This is a genomic window from Jutongia huaianensis (assembly GCF_014384985.1).
Taxonomy (GTDB): domain Bacteria; phylum Bacillota; class Clostridia; order Lachnospirales; family Lachnospiraceae; genus Jutongia; species Jutongia huaianensis.
This window is the reverse complement of record NZ_JACRSX010000021.1, coordinates 1-18,279: the sequence shown is the minus strand read 5'-3', so window position 1 is coordinate 18,279 and position 18,279 is coordinate 1. Positions and strand designations below refer to the sequence as shown.

Genomic DNA, 18,279 nt, shown 5'->3' with positions numbered 1-18,279 from the left:
CTCCCAAATTTTTATCCGTGAATTGTAAAAAATAACTGTAACACATAAAGTCCCGCCACTCCACTTATCCCCAAAAGTGTCGAAACACATACCGTAATTTCGTTAATTTTGACGGCAATATTTCCCCCACAATACTGGATCATGCCGTTACATAAATAGACGCAGATCAGGCAAAACAGGCACCTGATGACTGCATTCATTAGCACCCTTCCCATATTTCGCCATATGCAAACTAAAAACATAATAACCAAAACCAAAAATGCCGCTTTATACAATGCAATTTCCTCCCATATGCCGTTTCTGACACGACACCTCTCATATTTTCAAAATAGCAACTGTCATTTAAGAACAAGGTGAGTAAGCCCACTTCATTTCCTTCTCTGTAAAATATATGCACGTCCCAATCCCATATGACCGTTCCTGGCGCAATACGAAATCTAAATATTTTTCCAAAACATAGGACAAACTGCGTATATTTTGAAAAGAGCGTGTCTATACTTAACATATAATATGATGCATGGTTCAAGCCACTAACAGAAATGAGGATGATTATGATTCAATTAGTATGGAAAAACAAAAAGAAAATCCCTCCAAAACGAAAGGATTTTCTCAAAAAAGCGATTAGAGATTGTCAGCAGGCTATCAATGATGCCTGGCTGGGGCTCCAGAACACAAATGAGCCGGATCTCATTGACCGATATATATATGAAATGAACGCCGCAAATGTGCGCTATCGTTTTCTTTTAAAGGAAATGCGTGAGCTGGCTGCTGCCGAAGAAACTACAGCCTCTGTGCCGGGCGTTCCAAGCATTTCCCCTACAAATCTTGAAACGGAAACCTCCTTGCTGAACCGTTCCTTTAAATAATAAATGTGAAGATGCGATTTGGCGCGGGTCATTGCCACATAAAACATCCGGCGCTCCTCCTCAATATCCTCTGTGAGCACCGCTTTATTATACGGTGTGATCCCCTCATTGACATCCGGAAGAAAAACGCACTCAAACTCCAGCCCCTTTGATCCATGCATGGTCATAAGCATCACCGCATCCTCCGGCTGTCCATTGTCCGACTGACGGCTTTTTTCGCTCTGCTTTTTTAGTTCCTCGCCATAGCTGCGGATATATTCAAACCACTCTTCAAAATCTTTAAATCCCTTGGATGCCTCCTGCAGCTCGTCCAGAATCTCGTACATATCAGCCGCACGAATCCCACGATATTCCGCATATTCCTGGATATAATCGTCATATCCCACACCCCGGCGGATAAAATTGACCGCTGCATAGGGACGCATATCTGCGATCAGTCCCAGATCTGCCCGGAGATTCACGATCCGGTCCACCATCCAGTCCTTATCCTCATAAAAAAGCTCCAATTCCTTCAGATCAATATAAGGCTCCGTCAATGCATTTCTATGAACATAACGCTTGGGCCGGTTAATGATCCGCAAAACATTTGCCCGCTCCCGGTTGCCCATTGCCACCCGGATATACGTCAGAATATCCCGCACGATCCAGTGGTCATAAAGATTTGGTACCATTTCCTTCATCACAAAAGGAATATTATACTCCTTCAGCTTGGCACTAATGGCCCTCGCCTGCGTATTGGTACGAAAAAGCACCGCCATCTCCCGGTATGGGATCTTCTGATTGCGGTACGAAAGAATCTCCTCCCGGATCTTCTCATTCTGCTCGGTCATCCCCTGGAATTCCTGCACACGCACAGCAGAACCCGCCACAAAATCTTTTTCCGTCCCTATGATCTTTTTCGCCAGACGATTCTTATTGTGTCCGATCACACGACCCGCCAGAGCAATGATCTCGCCTTTGCTCCTATAATTTATATTTAACTTGCATATCTCCGGTGAATATTCCTTTACAAAGCTCTGCATAATATCCGGACGCGCCCCACGGAATCCGTAGATCGACTGGTCATCATCCCCCACAATAAACAGATTATTGTGAGGCTGCGCCAACAGCCTGACCACGTCATACTGTACCTGGTTGATGTCCTGAAACTCATCAATGAGAATATACGGAAATTGTCTCTGCCACATCCGGCGGATATCCGGACGCTGATCCAGAAGCTCATAACAGTATACAAGCATATCATCAAAATCCAAAAGCCGTTTTCTTGCCAGACCATTCTGATATTTCTCGTAGATCCGTCGAAAGGTATCTCCCGGGCAATTCGGAGAATAGTAATGAGCCAGATCCATCCTCCCGCCTTTCACCCGGCTGATCTCAGACCCCAGATCATTAAGGAATTCGTTTTCATCCTGTATCTCAATGTCCGTCTCGTCCACAATCTCCTTCAAAAGCTGACGACGCATGTCTTCCCGGATAATATTACTTGCCTTATAATGATACGCATGTTTTAAAATTGTGAAAAAAATAGAATGAAATGTACTAAAAGAAACCGGCGCACTATATGCCGGTGCCATCTGCCGGTAGCGTTCCCGCATCTCCACGGCCGCTGCCTTTGTAAATGTAATCACTAAGATATTTGAGGGATTGACTCCCTTTTCCTCTATTAAAAAACGGACCCGGTGGGTAATGACTCTGGTTTTACCAGAGCCCGGACCCGCCAGGACCATCATCGGTCCCTCGAAATGAGAGACCGCCTTTTTCTGTGCATCATTTAACTCCATATAAGCCTTTCCGCCACTTCCCCATGTGCTTCGGTCTGAAATCCAATATGTGATATACCTCTTTCTGCACCAACCGCACCTCAAAAACTCTAAACGGCTGCTTCCAACAGCTCAATTCCCTTCTTAACGCGGGCAATCGTCTCGTCCTTGCCAATGATCTCAATGATCTCATATGCACCGCCCGGTGTCATCTGCTTACCGGAAACTGCTGTACGTAGAGGCCACAGGCATACGCCGTTCTTGATCTCCTTCTCTGCAATATACGCCTTGCAGACATCCTCGATACCCTCATGGCTGTAATCCTCCAGCTGCTCCAGACGCGGCAGCATATCCTTTAATACCTGCAGAGAATTCTCGCTGTTGGTCTTCATCTTCTTGTGTGTATACATTGCGATATCGTACTCCGGAAGCTCCTCAAAGAAGTCAATCTTCTCCTTGATCTCCGGGAATATCTCGATACGCGTCTTAACCAGATCAGCAATCTTCTTGAGATCATAATCCTTTGTGATCACCTCTTTGATCACAGGAAGCGCATGCTCATAATATGCCTCATCATCCATCGCCTTGATATATTCACCATTCATCCATTTCAGCTTTACAATATCAAAAACTGCCGGTGATTTGCTGATATGGTGGTAATCAAAATTCTCTACCAGCTCCTCCAGACTGAAAATCTCGCGGTTGTCTGTCGGACTCCATCCCAGAAGCGCTACATAATTTACAACTGCCTCAGACAAAAATCCCTGCTCGATCAGATCCTCATAGGAAGAGTGACCGCTTCGCTTGCTGAGCTTTTGGTGCTCCTCATTGGTGATCAACGGACAATGGATATACTTTGGCTCCTCCCATCCAAATGCCTGATAAAGTCTGGTATATTTCGGTGCAGAGGAAAGATACTCGTTACCACGTACTACATGTGTAATTCCCATCAGATGATCGTCAATAACATTGGCAAAATTGTAAGTTGGATATCCGTCTGATTTGATCAGGATCATATCATCCAGCTCTTCATTCGGCTGGGAAATATCTCCGTATATCTCATCATGGAATGTAGTCACACCCTCATTTGGTACATTGGCACGGATAACATAAGGCTTTCCCGCTGCCAAGTTTGCCTCAATCTCCTCCTTGGTCAAATGAAGACAATGCTTGTCGTACGCTACGATCTCCTTACCGCCGATATTCTGCTTGAGAGACTCCAGCCGCTCCTTATCACAGAAGCAGTAATATGCCTCCCCCTTCTCGATCAGCTCCTTTGCATATTTCATATAAAGACCGCTCTTGCAACGCTCACTCTGAATATACGGACCATAGCCGCCATCCTTGTCCGGACCCTCGTCATGCTTCAGGCCTGTCTTGTCCAGTGTACGGTAAATGATCTCCAGCGCCTCATCAAAAAAACGCTCCTGATCGGTATCTTCTATTCTAAGTACAAAATCGCCGCCCTCATGCTTTGCGATCAAATATGTGTATAATGCTGTTCTTAAATTTCCCACATGCATTCTGCCTGTCGGGCTTGGCGCAAATCTTGTTCTAACCTTGCTCATCTCACAATCCTCCACATTTTTCATTCTCTGTCTGTTATCCATCAATCATTTCTCTGCCGGACCGACTTGACTGCTGCCGGCAGGCAAAAGAAAATCTCCGTCCAAAAAACTCCGGACAGAGATTAATTGTAAACCGTTTTCGTTTGTTTTGCAACCTTCCCGGCTCTTAATTCTTTCGAAATTTCGATTTAATTTTTTATGAATTCTTTGCCGTCTCCGTCTCCTTCTCCATGGCTGCCGCCACCTCCAACTCCTCATCCGGCTCCTCAAACACAGCATCCGGATCATACCCGGTAATATACGGAACAATCTCACTGATCTTCCCATATATCCTGTAATCGGCACGCTCATCTCCCAGCTTCTCCTCCGTATTGACAAGAATCAGCTTGTTACCTTTGTAATATTTATGCAGATGCTGACACAGCGACTCCCGAATGCCAAATCCAATTACAAAAAGGACATCTGCCGCTTCAATATCATCGCATGCCTCAGACATTTTCCCGTTATCCACACGCTCTCCCAGAAGGAGAAATCCCGGCCGGATCGGCACTTTACAGGCATCACAAAGCGGTTCTCCCACTGAGTCCTTGATGTATTTCATATCAAAAATTTTACCACATGCGGGACATTTATTTTTCTGAATAGATCCATGAATATCCAGTACATTCTCGCACCCCGCATTCTCATAAAGCCCATACACCGTGTATGTAATAATACGAGGCACCTTTCCCTTCTGCTGCAGCTGACGGATCGCCTTGTGAACAATCGTCGGTTCTGCTGTTTCCTTATTGATCGTGACATTTTTAATGTAATCATAAAAGATCTCACTGCGCCTTGCATAAAATGCGGACGAAATGATCTCTTCATTGGCATAGCCGTACTTTTCCTCTGTCTCATAGGCAAGATGCTCTGCACGAACACCATTTAACCCAGTCTCCCTCATGACATTCAGGCCGCTTAAAACCACAATATTGCCACTTTTATCAATGATCTCCTTAATTCTTTCTGCTATCTTCTCCATAACACGTCCCCCTTTGTTGCTGTTACTCGCCAAGGTAAGTGCAAATACTCTCCACCGCTTTATCAATACCGGCAATATCACTGCGGACAACCATATCGTAGTTGGTCAGATTCGTCCACTTCTCACCCACATGATAATTATAGTAGTTTGCACGGCGCTTATCGTTCTTTAAAATAATCTCTCCTGCCTTCTTCTCGCTTTCTCCGTAATTCTCCACAACACGTTTCAGTCGGAAATCAAGAGAAGCCTGTACAAAGACATTGAATGTATTGGTTCTCTCCTTCAATACATAATCTGCGCATCGGCCAACGATCACGCATGGCCCGTCGTCTGCCACCTTTCGGATCACATCCGACTGTGCCAGGAAAATACGGTCATCCAGACTTAAGCCCGAAAAGCCAAAATCCTGATTGCCATACACATTGATCCCCATAGCAAGGGAATACAACAAGCTGTTGGTCGCTTTGTCCTCCGCTCTTGCAAACGTCTCCTCTGCAAAGCCGCTTTCCTTCGCCGCCCGTGTGATCAGCTCATTGTCATAAAACGGAATCCCGTAATGCTCTGCCAGCTTCTGTCCAACTTCTCTCCCCCCGCTGCCATACTGTCTGCTGATAGTAATTACTTTATTCATATCAAGACCCCCTTTTGTTCCGCTCCAACCCGTTGCAGATTGCATAAAATGTTTTACATCTATTTTCAGTATACACCTTTTTGGTTATTTTCACAAGGATTTTAATATATTTTTATAATTTTTTGTGAAATATCTCCAATATTTTTATTGTGATTTGGGAATATTTTCTATACTACATTTCTACTTTGTTGGATTTATTATCCAGTAACCGCTTTATAATTGTAGTTGGATTTCCACTTTTTTCCCAGAGACGAAAAAATGTATGTATGATTGTTTCTGTAACGAAACATCTCATACATACATCCTGTTAAATTTTATTCCGTTTTCCTTATAATAAATAATGACGTGTCGCAAATCCGTAATCAAAATAATTGCACGATTATTTCTCTACTCTGCTGCTATGCTTGGAATCTGTACATCTGCGTCCACATCGGCACCGTAATCCACACCGTCGATCCGGAATCCAAAGATCTCATAGAACTCCCGCCAGTATCCCTCCAGATCAGTAACCTCCTCGAGATTGTCCTGATCGATCTTCTGCCAGATCTCAGCCACTGCCTCCTGTACCTTTGGCTCCATCTCCCAATCGTCCATACGGATCAGGCGGTTCTCATCCGTCACAACAGCTCCGCCATTGCAGAGACGGTCATGGATCATACGGTACATCTGCTCAATACAGCCCTCCTGCACCTTCTGCTCCTTCATGACCTTAAACAGGATCGCCAGATAAAGAGGCACGATCGGAATCGCCGCACTGGACTGTGTCACCACTGCCTTATTCACAGAAACATATGCCTCAACCCCATCAATCTCTGCCTGGATCTTGTCTGCGGAAGCATAAAGATCCTTCTTTGCCTGTCCGATAGAGCCTTCCTTGTAAATCGGATAGGTCAGCTCCGGTCCAATATAAGAATATGCCACGGTCTTTGCACCATCCGCAAGAACGCCAGCCTCCTTCAATGCTTTAATCCAGAGTATCCAGTCCTCACCGCCCATAACCTTGATGGTGTTCTGGATCTCCTCGTCTGTCGCCGGCTCAATTGTTGCTTCCATGAGCTGATTGTTTCTCAGATCAATGGTGCGATTGGTATAGGACTCTCCTGTGGTCTTGAGAACAGACTTGTAGGTCACTCCATCCGGTGCCGTTCTACGCGGTGCCGCAATACTGTAGATCACCATATCCACCTGACCAAGATCCTTTTTAATAGTCTCAATGGTCTGCTCCTTCATTTCTGCCGAATATGCATCTCCATTCAGAGTTTTTGCATACAGACCGTCTGCCGTGGCAATCTCCTCAAATGCTGCCGTGTTGTACCAGCCTGCCGTCGCCGTTCTCTTGCCCTTTGCCGGCTTATCAAAAATAATCCCCAGTGTATCTGCTCCACATGAATATGCTGCCGCAATACGTGAAGCAAGTCCATATCCCATGGAACAGCCGATCACCAGCACCTTTTTCGGTCCCTCCGTCTTTGGCTGTGCCTTTACATAATCAATCTGTGCCTGTACTGCCGCACGACATCCCGCCGGATGTGCCGTAGTACAGATAAATGCCTTTACCTTTGGTTCAATTACCATGAAATAATCCTCCATTCGTTAAAAAAACGCAGAACTCCTAAGAATCCTGCGAATCGTGTCAAGCAGGATACGGGAGTCGAACCCGCCTCCTCAGCTTGGGAAGCTGATATACTACCGATGTACTAATCCTGCACAGAAGCATCAAGCTGCTGCTCCTTACTATTTTATACATTATGCCTGTGTTTGTCAAATAATGAAATTTTTTAATGTTCCCTCGTCATATTTCATGCCGATTATATGCCGTTTTCTATGGTAATGCTGCTGCCATCCTTTGTCTTTTTTACCTTGATCTGCTGTGGAATATTTTCCATCAGTTCCTCTCTATGACTAATAATGCCCACCAGTTTATTGGCACTTGAAAGACCAGTCAGACTGTCCATTGCATTATCCATGGATTTGCGGTCCAGAGTTCCAAAGCCTTCATCCACAAACAGTGCATCCATCTGAATACCTCCCAGATTTGAGGAGACCGTATCCGACAAGCCCAGAGCCAGACTGAGAGATGCCTTGAAGCTCTCCCCTCCGGAAAGATTTCCCACCGGTCTCCGATGACCGGTATAGTTATCAAGCACCTCCAGATCTAGAAAATTATTGCTTTTTTTGCCCACAGAATCCTGCCGGTAAAGCTCATACTGCCCGTCACTCATCGGGAGCAGACGCCGGTTCGCCGCTGCAATAATGCCGTCAAAGCCCGCCGCCTGAATATACTGCTCCAATGTAATCTTGCCATTTCCCGTGGTTCCCTTTACCAAATTATACAGTTTGCGGCAATGCTCATATTCCTTGCCCGCTGTCTCCATTGTCTCTTTCTGTGCTGCGATATTTATCCGTTTCTCTGTATTGATATTAATGCGGTTTTCAATGACATTGACCTCTCTGCGAAGCTCCTGCACCGCCCTTTCCTTCTCCTGACACGCCTCGTTAAGGGCATCCATATCCACATATGCTTTCCCCTCCGCATCCCGCTCTGCCTGCTCAAGCTGCGTATGATTTGTACTGCACTTCTGCCGGTACCCGCTGAGCGTTTCCTCCGATCCGGCAATCGCCTCTTCCTCCGTCACATAGGAAAGCATTTCATCCAAAGAAGCAAATTTCTGTTCCCGCACTGCCGTCTCTAAATGTTCTTTATATATTTTCTCCAGCTTTTGCTGGTTTTGCAACGTCTCATTCTGCGTTGTCAGGGATGCCTGTAATGAAGCCACCGCCAGATCTGCTTCCTTTTTCTGCCGCTCCGCTTCACTAATTTCCGTTAAAATATCTTCTGCCGCCTGCGCTGCCTTTTTCACTTCATTCTCTGCCGTTTTCCAATCTTCAAATGGCAGTTCTGCCAATGTTTTTAAGGTTGCTTCCACTTCCGCAACTGCTGTCAGTGTTTCCTGCTTTCTGGTATTTAACTGCTCCCCCGCATTTTTGAGCCGTTCCGTGTCCTCCCCCTGTGCCTTTTCCAGCAGATCCTGTGTTTTTTCCAGCTCTGCACAAATCTGGGCTAATGCTGTCCTTGTATTTTCATTTTCCTGTGACTTTCTCCGCACAAAACTCTCCGCTTCCCGAAGCTGCTTTATCATATCCTCCAGTGTACCCTCTTGTACCGGCCCGTCTAAGAGCGGATGTTCCAGACAGCCGGTGATTTTCTCCCGAAGCCGGACTTCCAGTCCCTGCAGCGCCGTCTTTGACTTTTCCGCCTCGGTATTTGCCGCCTGCTTTTGCTGCTGCCTCTCTTCTTCCTGCTTTTGCAGCTTCTTAAACTGCTCCTCTGTAATAAACTGCTCCGGCAGGCTTGCCGGCTCCGGATGATGCTGTGAACCACACACAGGACACTTTTGCCCCTCCTCCAGATGCTCTGCCAGAATCCCGGCCCGGCAGTTTTCCAGAATCCTCTCTGCCGCCTCTCTTTTCGTATGAATCTCTTCATATTTCTCACGAGCCACACAGAATATGTCCTGTTTTTGGGACAGATCTTTCTGCTGCTGTTCCCACTTTGGGAGCTGCTCTTCCAAAATATCGTCGATATTATTCCAAAGAGTATCCAGTTTTTCCTTTTCATTTTGTGCCAGAGCAAGCTCTGACGGCTTTTCCTTCTGTGATGCAACCTGTTCTTTCCAACTCCCGATCTGACATTCCAGCTCTTTTGCCTGCGCTTTCAGCTCTGTCTCCGCCTGCGCCTGCTCTCTCTGCGCTTGTTTTAATGTCACCTGCGCCGCCAACAACTCATCTCTCTGCTGATATTTTAATTTTTGCTCCTGAAGCTTGTCCGCCTTCTTTTGTAGCTTCTCTGCCTCCGGACGCCTTTTCTGTGCAGTTTCCCAGACTTTTGTGGATTCCTGCGCTTTATTCTGCGCTTTTTCCAGCCCCTGCATTTTCAACAGGATTTCCTCCTGCGTATTCTGAATCTCCTGCTCTTTGGACTTCCATGTTGTATATGCCGGATATACGCCCCGCGTCGCCGTCTTCTGGCGCATCAGCCTTTTTTCCAGAGCTTCCATTTCCGCTTTCTGATCTGTAAGCTCCTTCTGTTCCTTTCTCAGTACTTCTCTCCGGGCAATAAAGTCATTATTCGTCTTTGCCATAGCCAGAGTATCCTGACATGCTTTTAAGTCTCTCTCTGCACTTTTTAATACTTCCTGTTTCTCACAATATTTTGCCTTGTCTGAATCTGTCAGCCTGTCTAACAGCTCCACCATTTCATCAATATTCCATGCACTTCCGGATCCCTTCGCTCTTTCCTGAAGTTCAGAAAGCTCCCCTTCTTCTTCTGCCACCGCATCTCCAAAATACTGGATCACACTGTTTTCTGCCGTATTTTTTATGCCAAAGCTATGATTCATACGATCCTTCAGCTTGTATTCAATATTTTTATATGGATCTGTCATAAAAATTGTACGGAGAATCTCCGTTCTCTGTTCTGTTTTTGCATTGAGCAGCTCCCAGAACTCTCCCTGTGCGATCATTGCAATCTGCTTAAACTGCTTGTCATTAATATGCAGCAACTCCTCCACTGCAGCATTGACCTGTTTCACTCCCTCAACCGGTGACTGTCCCTGCTCCTGAAAAACGGCTTTTTCATTTTCCGTGATCACACCTGTGCCACGCTTCTTCGGTCTCTCATAAGCAGGCTGGCGTTTCACATGGTATTCTTTCCCCTGATGAGAAAAATAAAAATCCACATAACTGTCAGTGCCCTCCCCGGCATATTCACTTCTTAAATTTTTCGTATCTCTATATGTTCCACTGGTAGTTCCATAGAGAGCAAAGCATATGGCATCAAATATCGTAGTCTTTCCCGCTCCGGTATCTCCTGAAATCAGAAAAAGTCCTTTATCCTCAAATTGTCTGAAATCAATCTCCGGCATTTCGTCCGCATAAGGTCCAAACGCACTGATCAATAATTTAATCGGCTTCATCCATCACACCTGCCTCTCTTGCCACCATTCGCATAATATCCATCTCTTCTTCACTGATCTCGCAGCCATAAATTTTATTGTAAAAATCACCGATAAGCTCCCCAAAGGATCTGTTCTCCGCAATTTTTGAAATGTCCACCTGCTCAATCTGTTTCGTATGGGAATTATCATAATCAATCTTAACGGTATTGGGATAAATCTGTTGAAAAATCCCCATGACATCATTTACCATATCCTCATCCGTAAGGGTTGCGTAAATAAAATCCTCCGTCTCGATTACATTTTCTGTTTTGAGAAGCTGCTCCAGCTTTCCTTTGATATGACGCATATCCCTCATAGGCTTTAACGGAATTAGCTCGACAGATGTTTTGTCCTTCTCCTTTATCGTGATCACCGGAACCGATTTGTCGTTCGCAACCTCACTCAGGGAGTATTTTAATGGAGAACCCGAATACCGGACCTCCTCTCTCCCTATTTTCTGAGGCGAATGAATATGTCCCAGAGCTACATAATCAAATGCGTCAAAGCAGTCATAACCGATTTTTTCCACAAGACCGACACTCTGCACACCAACGCCTTCTGATCCACCGGTCACCGGCTCCTCTGACTTTCCGGTCACAAACTGATGTGTCACTATCACATTTCTGCGTGTCCTGTCAATCTCTGCCTGCTCCAGAACCTCCCTCACCGCATCATCATAATTCTCAATCCCGGCATCCGGCAGGAAATGCTTTACCTGCGACGCTTTTACAAACGGAAGAAGATAAATGTCTATCTCCCCATAATCATCCGTTACTGTTTTTTTATACAAGTTCCCCTCATACTTTGCTGAAATATAAATCTGATTCTTTTCAAACAGATCACTTCCATAATTCAGACGTTCATCCGAATCATGATTCCCACTGATCATAAATGTCATAACGCCGGACTCCGCAAGACTGCACAAAAAGTAATCCAACAGCCTTGTCGCCGCTTCACTCGGAACTGCTCTGTCGTATACATCGCCCGCAATCAGTACCGCATCAACGGACTGATTTTTTACAATTTCCAATATCTGATCCAGTATATATTTCTGATCCCTGATCAGGTCAAAATCTCCCAGAGACTTTCCCAGATGCAGATCTCCCAAATGCAAAAATTTCATACTCCATTTTCTCCTTTTTAATTATCGTGAATTTACAACGCTTCGGAAAAAAACTCCTCTTTTTCTCACTCACAGGTGCATTTATACACATTGTACCACAAATTCGCAACACTTCGGCAAAAGGTTCGAAAGAGCTCCGGTTCTCCTCACTTGCGGGATTGTTCACTTACATAGAATTTGTAAGGGGCAAAAAATCAAAAACCCCTGTGGGAGTTATAAAACTCTCACAGGGGCACACATATGAAAGCGATGGTTTATTTAACTTATTTGCACTTATTTTAATCTTTATCCTTCAATGGCTATGGTTTTTGTCTGCTCCACTGCAGGCTGCGGATCTTTCTTTGGAACAGAGATCTTCAGGATACCATCCTCAAACTTCGCTTTAATATCCTCCTCTGTCACATCCTCGCCTACATAAAAGCTACGGCTGCAGCTTCCATAATATCTCTCACGGCGCAGGTACTTACCACTCTTCTCATCCTTTTCGCCGTCCTCAGATTTCTTCTCGGCACTAATGGTCATATAACCATCCTTAAGCTCTGCTTTTACATCTTCCTTCTTATAACCCGGCAGATCAATATCAAGTTCATAACCGGCATCTGTCTCTTTCACATCGGTCTTCATGGCACTTGGTGTCGGGTTTGCATAATGAATCACATTCATTGGTCTTGCGAAATCATCAAAAAAGTCATCAAATAAATTTTCTCCAAAAATACTAGGCATCAACATAAGTCATTCCTCCTTCAATCAAACCTTATTGAACTGTTCTTCTCAGAGCAAGTAGGATGAAGTCCCAGTCATTCCTGACTTCCTAATTACCTCTTCCCTTGTTCTGTAATATGTTATACCACCTTTATTAGCACTCGTCAAGAGTGAGTGCTAACATTTTTTGTGAAAATTTTGTGAACTCCTAATGAAACTCTGTCATATGCTTCCGATAATGCAACGGCAGATTGGTTCTTTGCAGACCTGAATTCTCTCGTTCCTTAATTGCAATACTGTCAAAAAATGCCTTCCACAGATCGGCGTACTCCTGACCACCACTATGCTCCAGCTCATCTAACACCTGACGTTCCCTCTGCTCCAGCTGGCGCATGTACCATCTTCTGCCGGGATTGTGAAACGCTGCTTTTCCATGACTTTTATCATAAACAATGAACCATTCCGGATTCAGACGATCTGTAAAATGGTCTGCAACCATATCGATGACCTCATTCTCCGGTTCGATCACCGCATACAATACAGGATGGTCCTGCCAGGATATTTCCTCAAACCGTATAAACTCCAGGAAATAGTGTGCCTCATTCCTTGCTTTACGGTAAATCTCAAATATCCTCTGGACACATGGAATGTGAAGCGCCTCCGTCACCTTACTGCCCAGCGCAAAACCATATACAATAAAATGATAGATCACGTCTGCCTTATCCGGCTGGCGGCTTCCCGCTGCCACCATAATATATTCATATGCCTGCTGCGAGATCTGACGCCGGACGGTACGAAGCACCTTCGTCATCTTATCCGGATCCGGCACCACATCCACATACTCAGAAAATAATGTGTAATTCTGTTCTGCCTCCGGCATATTTACCTCCAGCCGGATATGGTCGTGGCCATATGCAGATTTGCCCGCATCATAAACCGCCGTAAAGATGGCCTCCGGAGTATCGTCACACCGGTATATTCTCGTCTCCTTCATTGTTCCCTGATAACCTCCCTTTCTCCGCCATCTGCACCACAACAAACGATATAAACATACAAATTCCTAAATACAATGCTTATCTCATAATCCATAAATCAAGCCAAACATCTGCTACACTAATTTGCATCTGCCACAAAATCAAACAGTGACAACTGCTGATAATGAATCTGACTCTGCTGATAATATCTCTGCAGCTCCTTTTCTTCCCCTACCAGCCGTCTCGTGATAAAATCCTCGTCTACCTTCAGAAAGTCATACATCATCCTGCCATTGCATGTGATAAAATACACAGCCCGCTTTAATACCACTCCCATTTTTTTAAGATGAGAGTAGTCCAGGGAACCTGTCCTTCTCGCTTTCACGATCCGGCTGGCGGACTTTACGCCGATTCCCGGCACCCGCAGCAGCGTATTATAATCCGCGGTGTTAATCTCTACCGGAAAAGACTCCATATGTCCCAATGCCCAGTCGCATTTCGGATCAAGAAATATATTGAAATTAGGTCTGGACGGTGACAATAACTCCCCGGCCTCAAAGCCATAATACCGAAGCAAAAAGTCTGCCTGATACAACCGATGCTCCCGCCGCAGAGGAGGACCGCTTTCCAAAGCCGGAAGAGAGGCATCCTGATTCACATTGATAAAAGCAGAATAAAACACTCTCTTCAGATCAAATCTCTGATATAGCGCCTCTGAAACAGACATGATCTCATAATCACTCTCTCCTCCGGCACCAATGATCATCTGTGTACTCTGACCGGCTGGTACAAATCCGCGGTTCGTATCATAATGCCGCCACTGTGTCAGTCCTGTGGCTTTGACAGAAGAAGGGAGGTACAGATCATCCGTTACAGCCCTCTGCCGGCCTGCCGTCTCTCCGGTAATATCTTTACTGTCGTTCTGCCCTTGCCGGACCTCCGGCTCCTTCTGCAAGCCCCCCTGCTTCCCTATCCCCCGTGTCTGACAATCTCTGGCGGATGTCCCAGTCAATCCCGCCGCCTCCGATGTAGTCCTGCTATAATCTACTCTACCCAATATGCCATGCTCCTTCGGCTTTGTGGCCCCTTCTCCCTGTCCTGCTCCACCCGATATGTCCTGCAGACCTGCAAGCTTCGGTGCGTCCTCCCTGCGGCTGATTCCATCCGGCATGCTTCTCCCCAGTCTGCGGCTGGTATGCCAGTAAGCACTGCGATTCCCCCCCTTCATCCCAAGTGCCTGCCTGCTCTCCTCCATACCTGACTGAATCTGGCGCATAGGCGTCAGGATCTGCCGGCGGTCTTTATTGGGAGCAAGCTGACGCAGTCCATCTGCCGTAGGAAGCTCCATATTCACACTCATACGATCCGCATACCACCCCGCCAGCTCTACCAGCTCCGGGGAAGCCCCCGGTATCGCCTTGCAGTGGATATAGCCATGGAACCGGTGAATCGTCCGCAGGTCGTGAAGTGTCTGACAGATCAGCTCCATCGTATGATCCGCTGACTGTATGATCCCGGAGCTCAGAAAAAGACCTTCTATATAATTTCTCCGGTAAAACTCCATCGTCAGCTCACAAACCTCCTCCGGGGTAAACGTCGCTCTGGGAACATCATTCGTCACACGGTTAATACAATATTTGCAATTATAGATACATTCATTGGTAAATAAAATCTTCAACAAAGAAATGCATCTCCCATCCGCTGAGAAGCTGTGACAGATTCCCGCCGCACTGGTGTTCCCTATCTGTCCATCCTTCCCCTTCCGGGAAACTCCACTGGAGGTACAGGCGACATCATACTTCGCTGCATCAGATAATATCCGCAGCTTCTCCTCCAGAGACGCATGCTCCGCAAAGATCATTTTATCATCTCCTCTCAAACATATATTCCGAACATTTGTTCTATTATAATACACTTGCCTCAGGTCTGTGTCAAGAGGAAAAAGATGGATGATGCGGAGCAGTCTGTTCGCCGAAATAAGAAATCACTCCCGTATCACCTGCCATGCCTCCACAAGCCGATCCAGGCTCCAGGCGGCATTGGCAGGACTGGTAGATGGCAGGCAGACCGCCTCGATCCCCGTCTGTTTTTGCTGATATTTCCGATACAACTGCTCCGCCTTTTTCCCGTTGACATAGATCCGACGAACCGGTGCCTGCGCCAGAATCCCGCTCAGATCTGTCGGTACTACGTCCTTAATGCTGCTGTCTGCCGACCCCTGAATTTCACAGGATGCGATCACATCCCAGACCGCCACACCACTCTGCAGTAAAAATGCTTTCTTTTCCTCAACAGTCTGTGGCACCTGATTTCCATACACCGCAGCGAGTACCCGCCAGAAACGATTTTGTGGATGACCGTAAAAAAAGCCCTGCTCTCTGGATTTCACAGAGGGAAAGCTTCCCAGAATTAAAATATTAGAATGCTCGTCGTAAACCGGTGCTATGGGATGTTGTATCATAATATGAACCTTTCCTAAGCTCTGCAGTCAACAAAACCACAGAGCCTAAATTTATAAAACATATTTTTATTTTATTTCTGAACCGGCAAGCCTAGATTACTTTCCTTTGATTTCTCAATAAATTCCTGTGGATAGTCATCCTTCTCTCCATTATTTTTAAACACAAAATACGGTTTTCCCAAGATATATTGATAAAAATCAAATTTCTTATTGTCCGGTTTGTCATATCCACTGCATTGTATCAGGAAATAACGGTTGATGCAATGCACACCGATCCATCGTCCCTTGTCCACCGAGACAATAGTCCCAAGAAATGTGGAATAGGTATCCTCGACCTCATCCGCATCCGAAAGACTTGTGGGACGTCCGTCATAACTTCTGCCGGTAAGCTTTGAACGTTTCTCCGAACCGGGAAGACCAACATAGCATTTTCCATTCTTCAGGAAAATCATTTCCCCTCCCGGATAGCTGACAGTGTAGCAATATCCTTTCATGGTCATGGTATTTACCACAAAAAATAAAACAATCACTCCAAAAATTCCTACTATAACCCATTTCTTTTTTGCCATCGTATCCCTCCGATAATACATCCCTGTTACTTCCTCCGGATGGTCCTGTAAATATTTCTCATCAAAAATCTGATTCATTTCATTCATAAAGTCGGAAATCTCATATATCTGCCCATTCAGGATCTGCTCTCCCTGATCTGTTGACTTCATTTTTTCCGGGAATTCCGCATATGGAATAACAAACTCTCTGTCTTGTGTTTTTATATCAATAAGAACCAGACTGTACATTTGAGAATAATAATACTCTGCTTTATCAATATCCTCCGATGTAATCCCAGCCTTTGCAATGATCCGGGCGATCTCCTTTTTCGGTGCCGGTATTTGTTCCTGCTTCTCCCCGGAGGATTCCCCCAGCCGGACATAAGCATGCTCCCGAAGAGCAAATGTCATAATCCCGGCTTCCCCATTATGCTGTTGATACGGTACCTTCCATTGAATCTTGCCGGATACATGATCTGCCAGCTCTCCGCCCTCCAGATACCCGGTCAGCCAGAAATTCTTCAATAATTTCACCCGATATGCCTCCTGTAAAGAAACGCTGTTTTTCTTTCCGGCCGCCTGCTCCTCTACAGCTTCCTGCAACCCGGCTCTCTCGGCAGCTTCGTTCTTTACTGTCAGCTTCCCTTCCAGCTTTTGAAGTTCTCTCACCGTTTCTTCTCTGACAGGCTCATCTACAGTTTCTTCCGCTTTGACACTGTTATTTGCCATCACATGTATACTGGCAGCACACATCACGATTACTATAAACAAAGCAGCAAAATTTCTCCGCTTACATATAAATAGACAATCTCTCCTCATCTAATCCCCCCTACTTATATAGACACCGTTTTACCTCAAATGTTGCAAAAAACAGATTTTTTGCAATGCCACCACCTTGCACTTCACACATGGATATGTGTCTTTTGTTTTCAAAATGTTGCATGTGATGTTGAATTTTTTATAAAACCGGCACACAATCTGTCTTTTCATTTAAAAGTCAGGAGAAAATGCCCCTAAGTTTTAAACGAAAGGCAGTTAAATCATGAACGAGATAAAAAGAGACACTTATTTACAAAGATTGATCGACAAAAAAGAGAACGGTCTCATTAAGGTGATAACCGGTATCAAAAGATATGGCAAAAGCTATTTACTATTCTATCTCTATCATGATTATCTAATTTCACAGGGAATTAATGAAGATCAGATCCTTTAAATTCCTCTTGATGACGATATGTTTACGCAATACCGTGATCCGGCAGAGCTGTCAAAATATATCCGCTTTCCTTTAAAGAGTATTACAACTTTGTTGGCGGTGACAAATCAGAGGCTTATGAAGAATATGCAATGTATGGAGGAATGCCACTTACTTTATCAAAGAAAAATGATATGGGAAAAATGCAATAGAAAGGGAATGCGACACTCCCATAACGATCTATCCATGCCGCTATATCCCACACATTCTTCTGATTGTATTACTTACTTGTCGAAATCAACTGCATTCCAAATGTAAGGTCATCCGGCACAGACTTTCCCTCCTTATACTGAAAGAACCACTCCAACCCCTCCAATAACTGAAACTGCTCCTGCTTCTCCAGCTTTTTCCCGTCGGAAAATTGACGGGAAGCCAT

13 protein-coding genes, 1 tRNA gene and 1 pseudogene are annotated in these 18,279 nt (G+C 45.3%); 1 reads left to right on the top strand and 14 read right to left on the bottom strand.

What is annotated here, in order from left to right:
- Positions 1–11: 11 nt before the first annotated feature.
- A complete protein-coding gene (locus H8704_RS12355; protein WP_408611200.1) occupies positions 12–242 on the bottom strand; it encodes a pro-sigmaK processing inhibitor BofA family protein in 231 nt (76 codons plus the stop codon).
- 297 nt (positions 243–539) lie between these two features.
- Here H8704_RS12355 and H8704_RS14555 point away from each other — a divergent pair.
- Positions 540–701: pseudogene (locus H8704_RS14555) on the top strand (hypothetical protein); the annotation flags it as partial.
- Positions 702–730: 29 nt separating this feature from the next.
- Here H8704_RS14555 and H8704_RS12350 read toward each other — a convergent pair.
- The 13 genes from H8704_RS12350 to H8704_RS12290 form a co-directional block, all read right to left on the bottom strand.
- The gene (locus H8704_RS12350; RefSeq protein ID WP_249298457.1) at positions 731–2,647 is read right to left on the bottom strand and encodes an ATP-dependent helicase; all 1,917 of its coding nucleotides are present in this window, start codon (positions 2,645–2,647) and stop codon (positions 731–733) included.
- Between the two features lie 89 nt (positions 2,648–2,736).
- Positions 2,737–4,194: a glutamate--tRNA ligase gene (gene gltX / locus H8704_RS12345; protein WP_118679379.1), complete on the bottom strand. Its 1,458-nt coding sequence runs from the start codon at positions 4,192–4,194 to the stop codon at positions 2,737–2,739.
- A gap of 196 nt (positions 4,195–4,390) precedes the next feature.
- The gene (locus H8704_RS12340; protein ID WP_249298456.1) at positions 4,391–5,215 is read right to left on the bottom strand and encodes an SIR2 family NAD-dependent protein deacylase; all 825 of its coding nucleotides are present in this window, start codon (positions 5,213–5,215) and stop codon (positions 4,391–4,393) included.
- A 22-nt stretch (positions 5,216–5,237) separates the two neighbouring features.
- Entirely contained in the window at positions 5,238–5,846 is a 609-nt protein-coding gene (locus H8704_RS12335) for a cytidylate kinase-like family protein (RefSeq protein ID WP_022464012.1), read from the bottom strand.
- A gap of 387 nt (positions 5,847–6,233) precedes the next feature.
- Positions 6,234–7,421 carry an enoyl-ACP reductase FabV gene (gene fabV, locus H8704_RS12330; protein ID WP_249298455.1) on the bottom strand — a complete coding sequence of 396 codons (1,188 nt, stop codon included), beginning with the start codon at positions 7,419–7,421 and terminating at the stop codon, positions 6,234–6,236.
- A gap of 61 nt (positions 7,422–7,482) precedes the next feature.
- A tRNA-Gly gene (locus H8704_RS12325) sits at positions 7,483–7,553 on the bottom strand.
- Between the two features lie 101 nt (positions 7,554–7,654).
- Positions 7,655–10,822, bottom strand: coding sequence for an AAA family ATPase (locus tag H8704_RS12320; RefSeq protein WP_249298454.1), 3,168 nt, complete (start codon positions 10,820–10,822; stop codon positions 7,655–7,657).
- The gene (locus tag H8704_RS12315) at positions 10,809–11,966 is read right to left on the bottom strand and encodes an exonuclease SbcCD subunit D (protein ID WP_249298453.1); all 1,158 of its coding nucleotides are present in this window, start codon (positions 11,964–11,966) and stop codon (positions 10,809–10,811) included. Before H8704_RS12315 ends, H8704_RS12320 begins: the two co-directional genes overlap by 14 nt.
- A gap of 285 nt (positions 11,967–12,251) precedes the next feature.
- Complete coding sequence (locus H8704_RS12310) at positions 12,252–12,695, bottom strand: Hsp20/alpha crystallin family protein (protein WP_022464008.1); 444 nt, start codon at positions 12,693–12,695, stop codon at positions 12,252–12,254.
- A 181-nt stretch (positions 12,696–12,876) separates the two neighbouring features.
- On the bottom strand, positions 12,877–13,662 hold the full coding sequence (locus H8704_RS12305) for a TIGR03915 family putative DNA repair protein (RefSeq protein ID WP_022464007.1): 786 nt from the start codon (positions 13,660–13,662) through the stop codon (positions 12,877–12,879).
- Between the two features lie 119 nt (positions 13,663–13,781).
- On the bottom strand, positions 13,782–15,503 hold the full coding sequence (locus H8704_RS12300; protein WP_249298452.1) for a putative DNA modification/repair radical SAM protein: 1,722 nt from the start codon (positions 15,501–15,503) through the stop codon (positions 13,782–13,784).
- A gap of 123 nt (positions 15,504–15,626) precedes the next feature.
- Complete coding sequence (locus H8704_RS12295) at positions 15,627–16,103, bottom strand: DNA-deoxyinosine glycosylase (protein WP_022464005.1); 477 nt, start codon at positions 16,101–16,103, stop codon at positions 15,627–15,629.
- A 71-nt stretch (positions 16,104–16,174) separates the two neighbouring features.
- Positions 16,175–17,422 (bottom strand): hypothetical protein, encoded by a 1,248-nt coding sequence (locus H8704_RS12290; protein ID WP_249298451.1) that lies wholly within the window; start codon positions 17,420–17,422, stop codon positions 16,175–16,177.
- Positions 17,423–18,279: the final 857 nt, after the last annotated feature.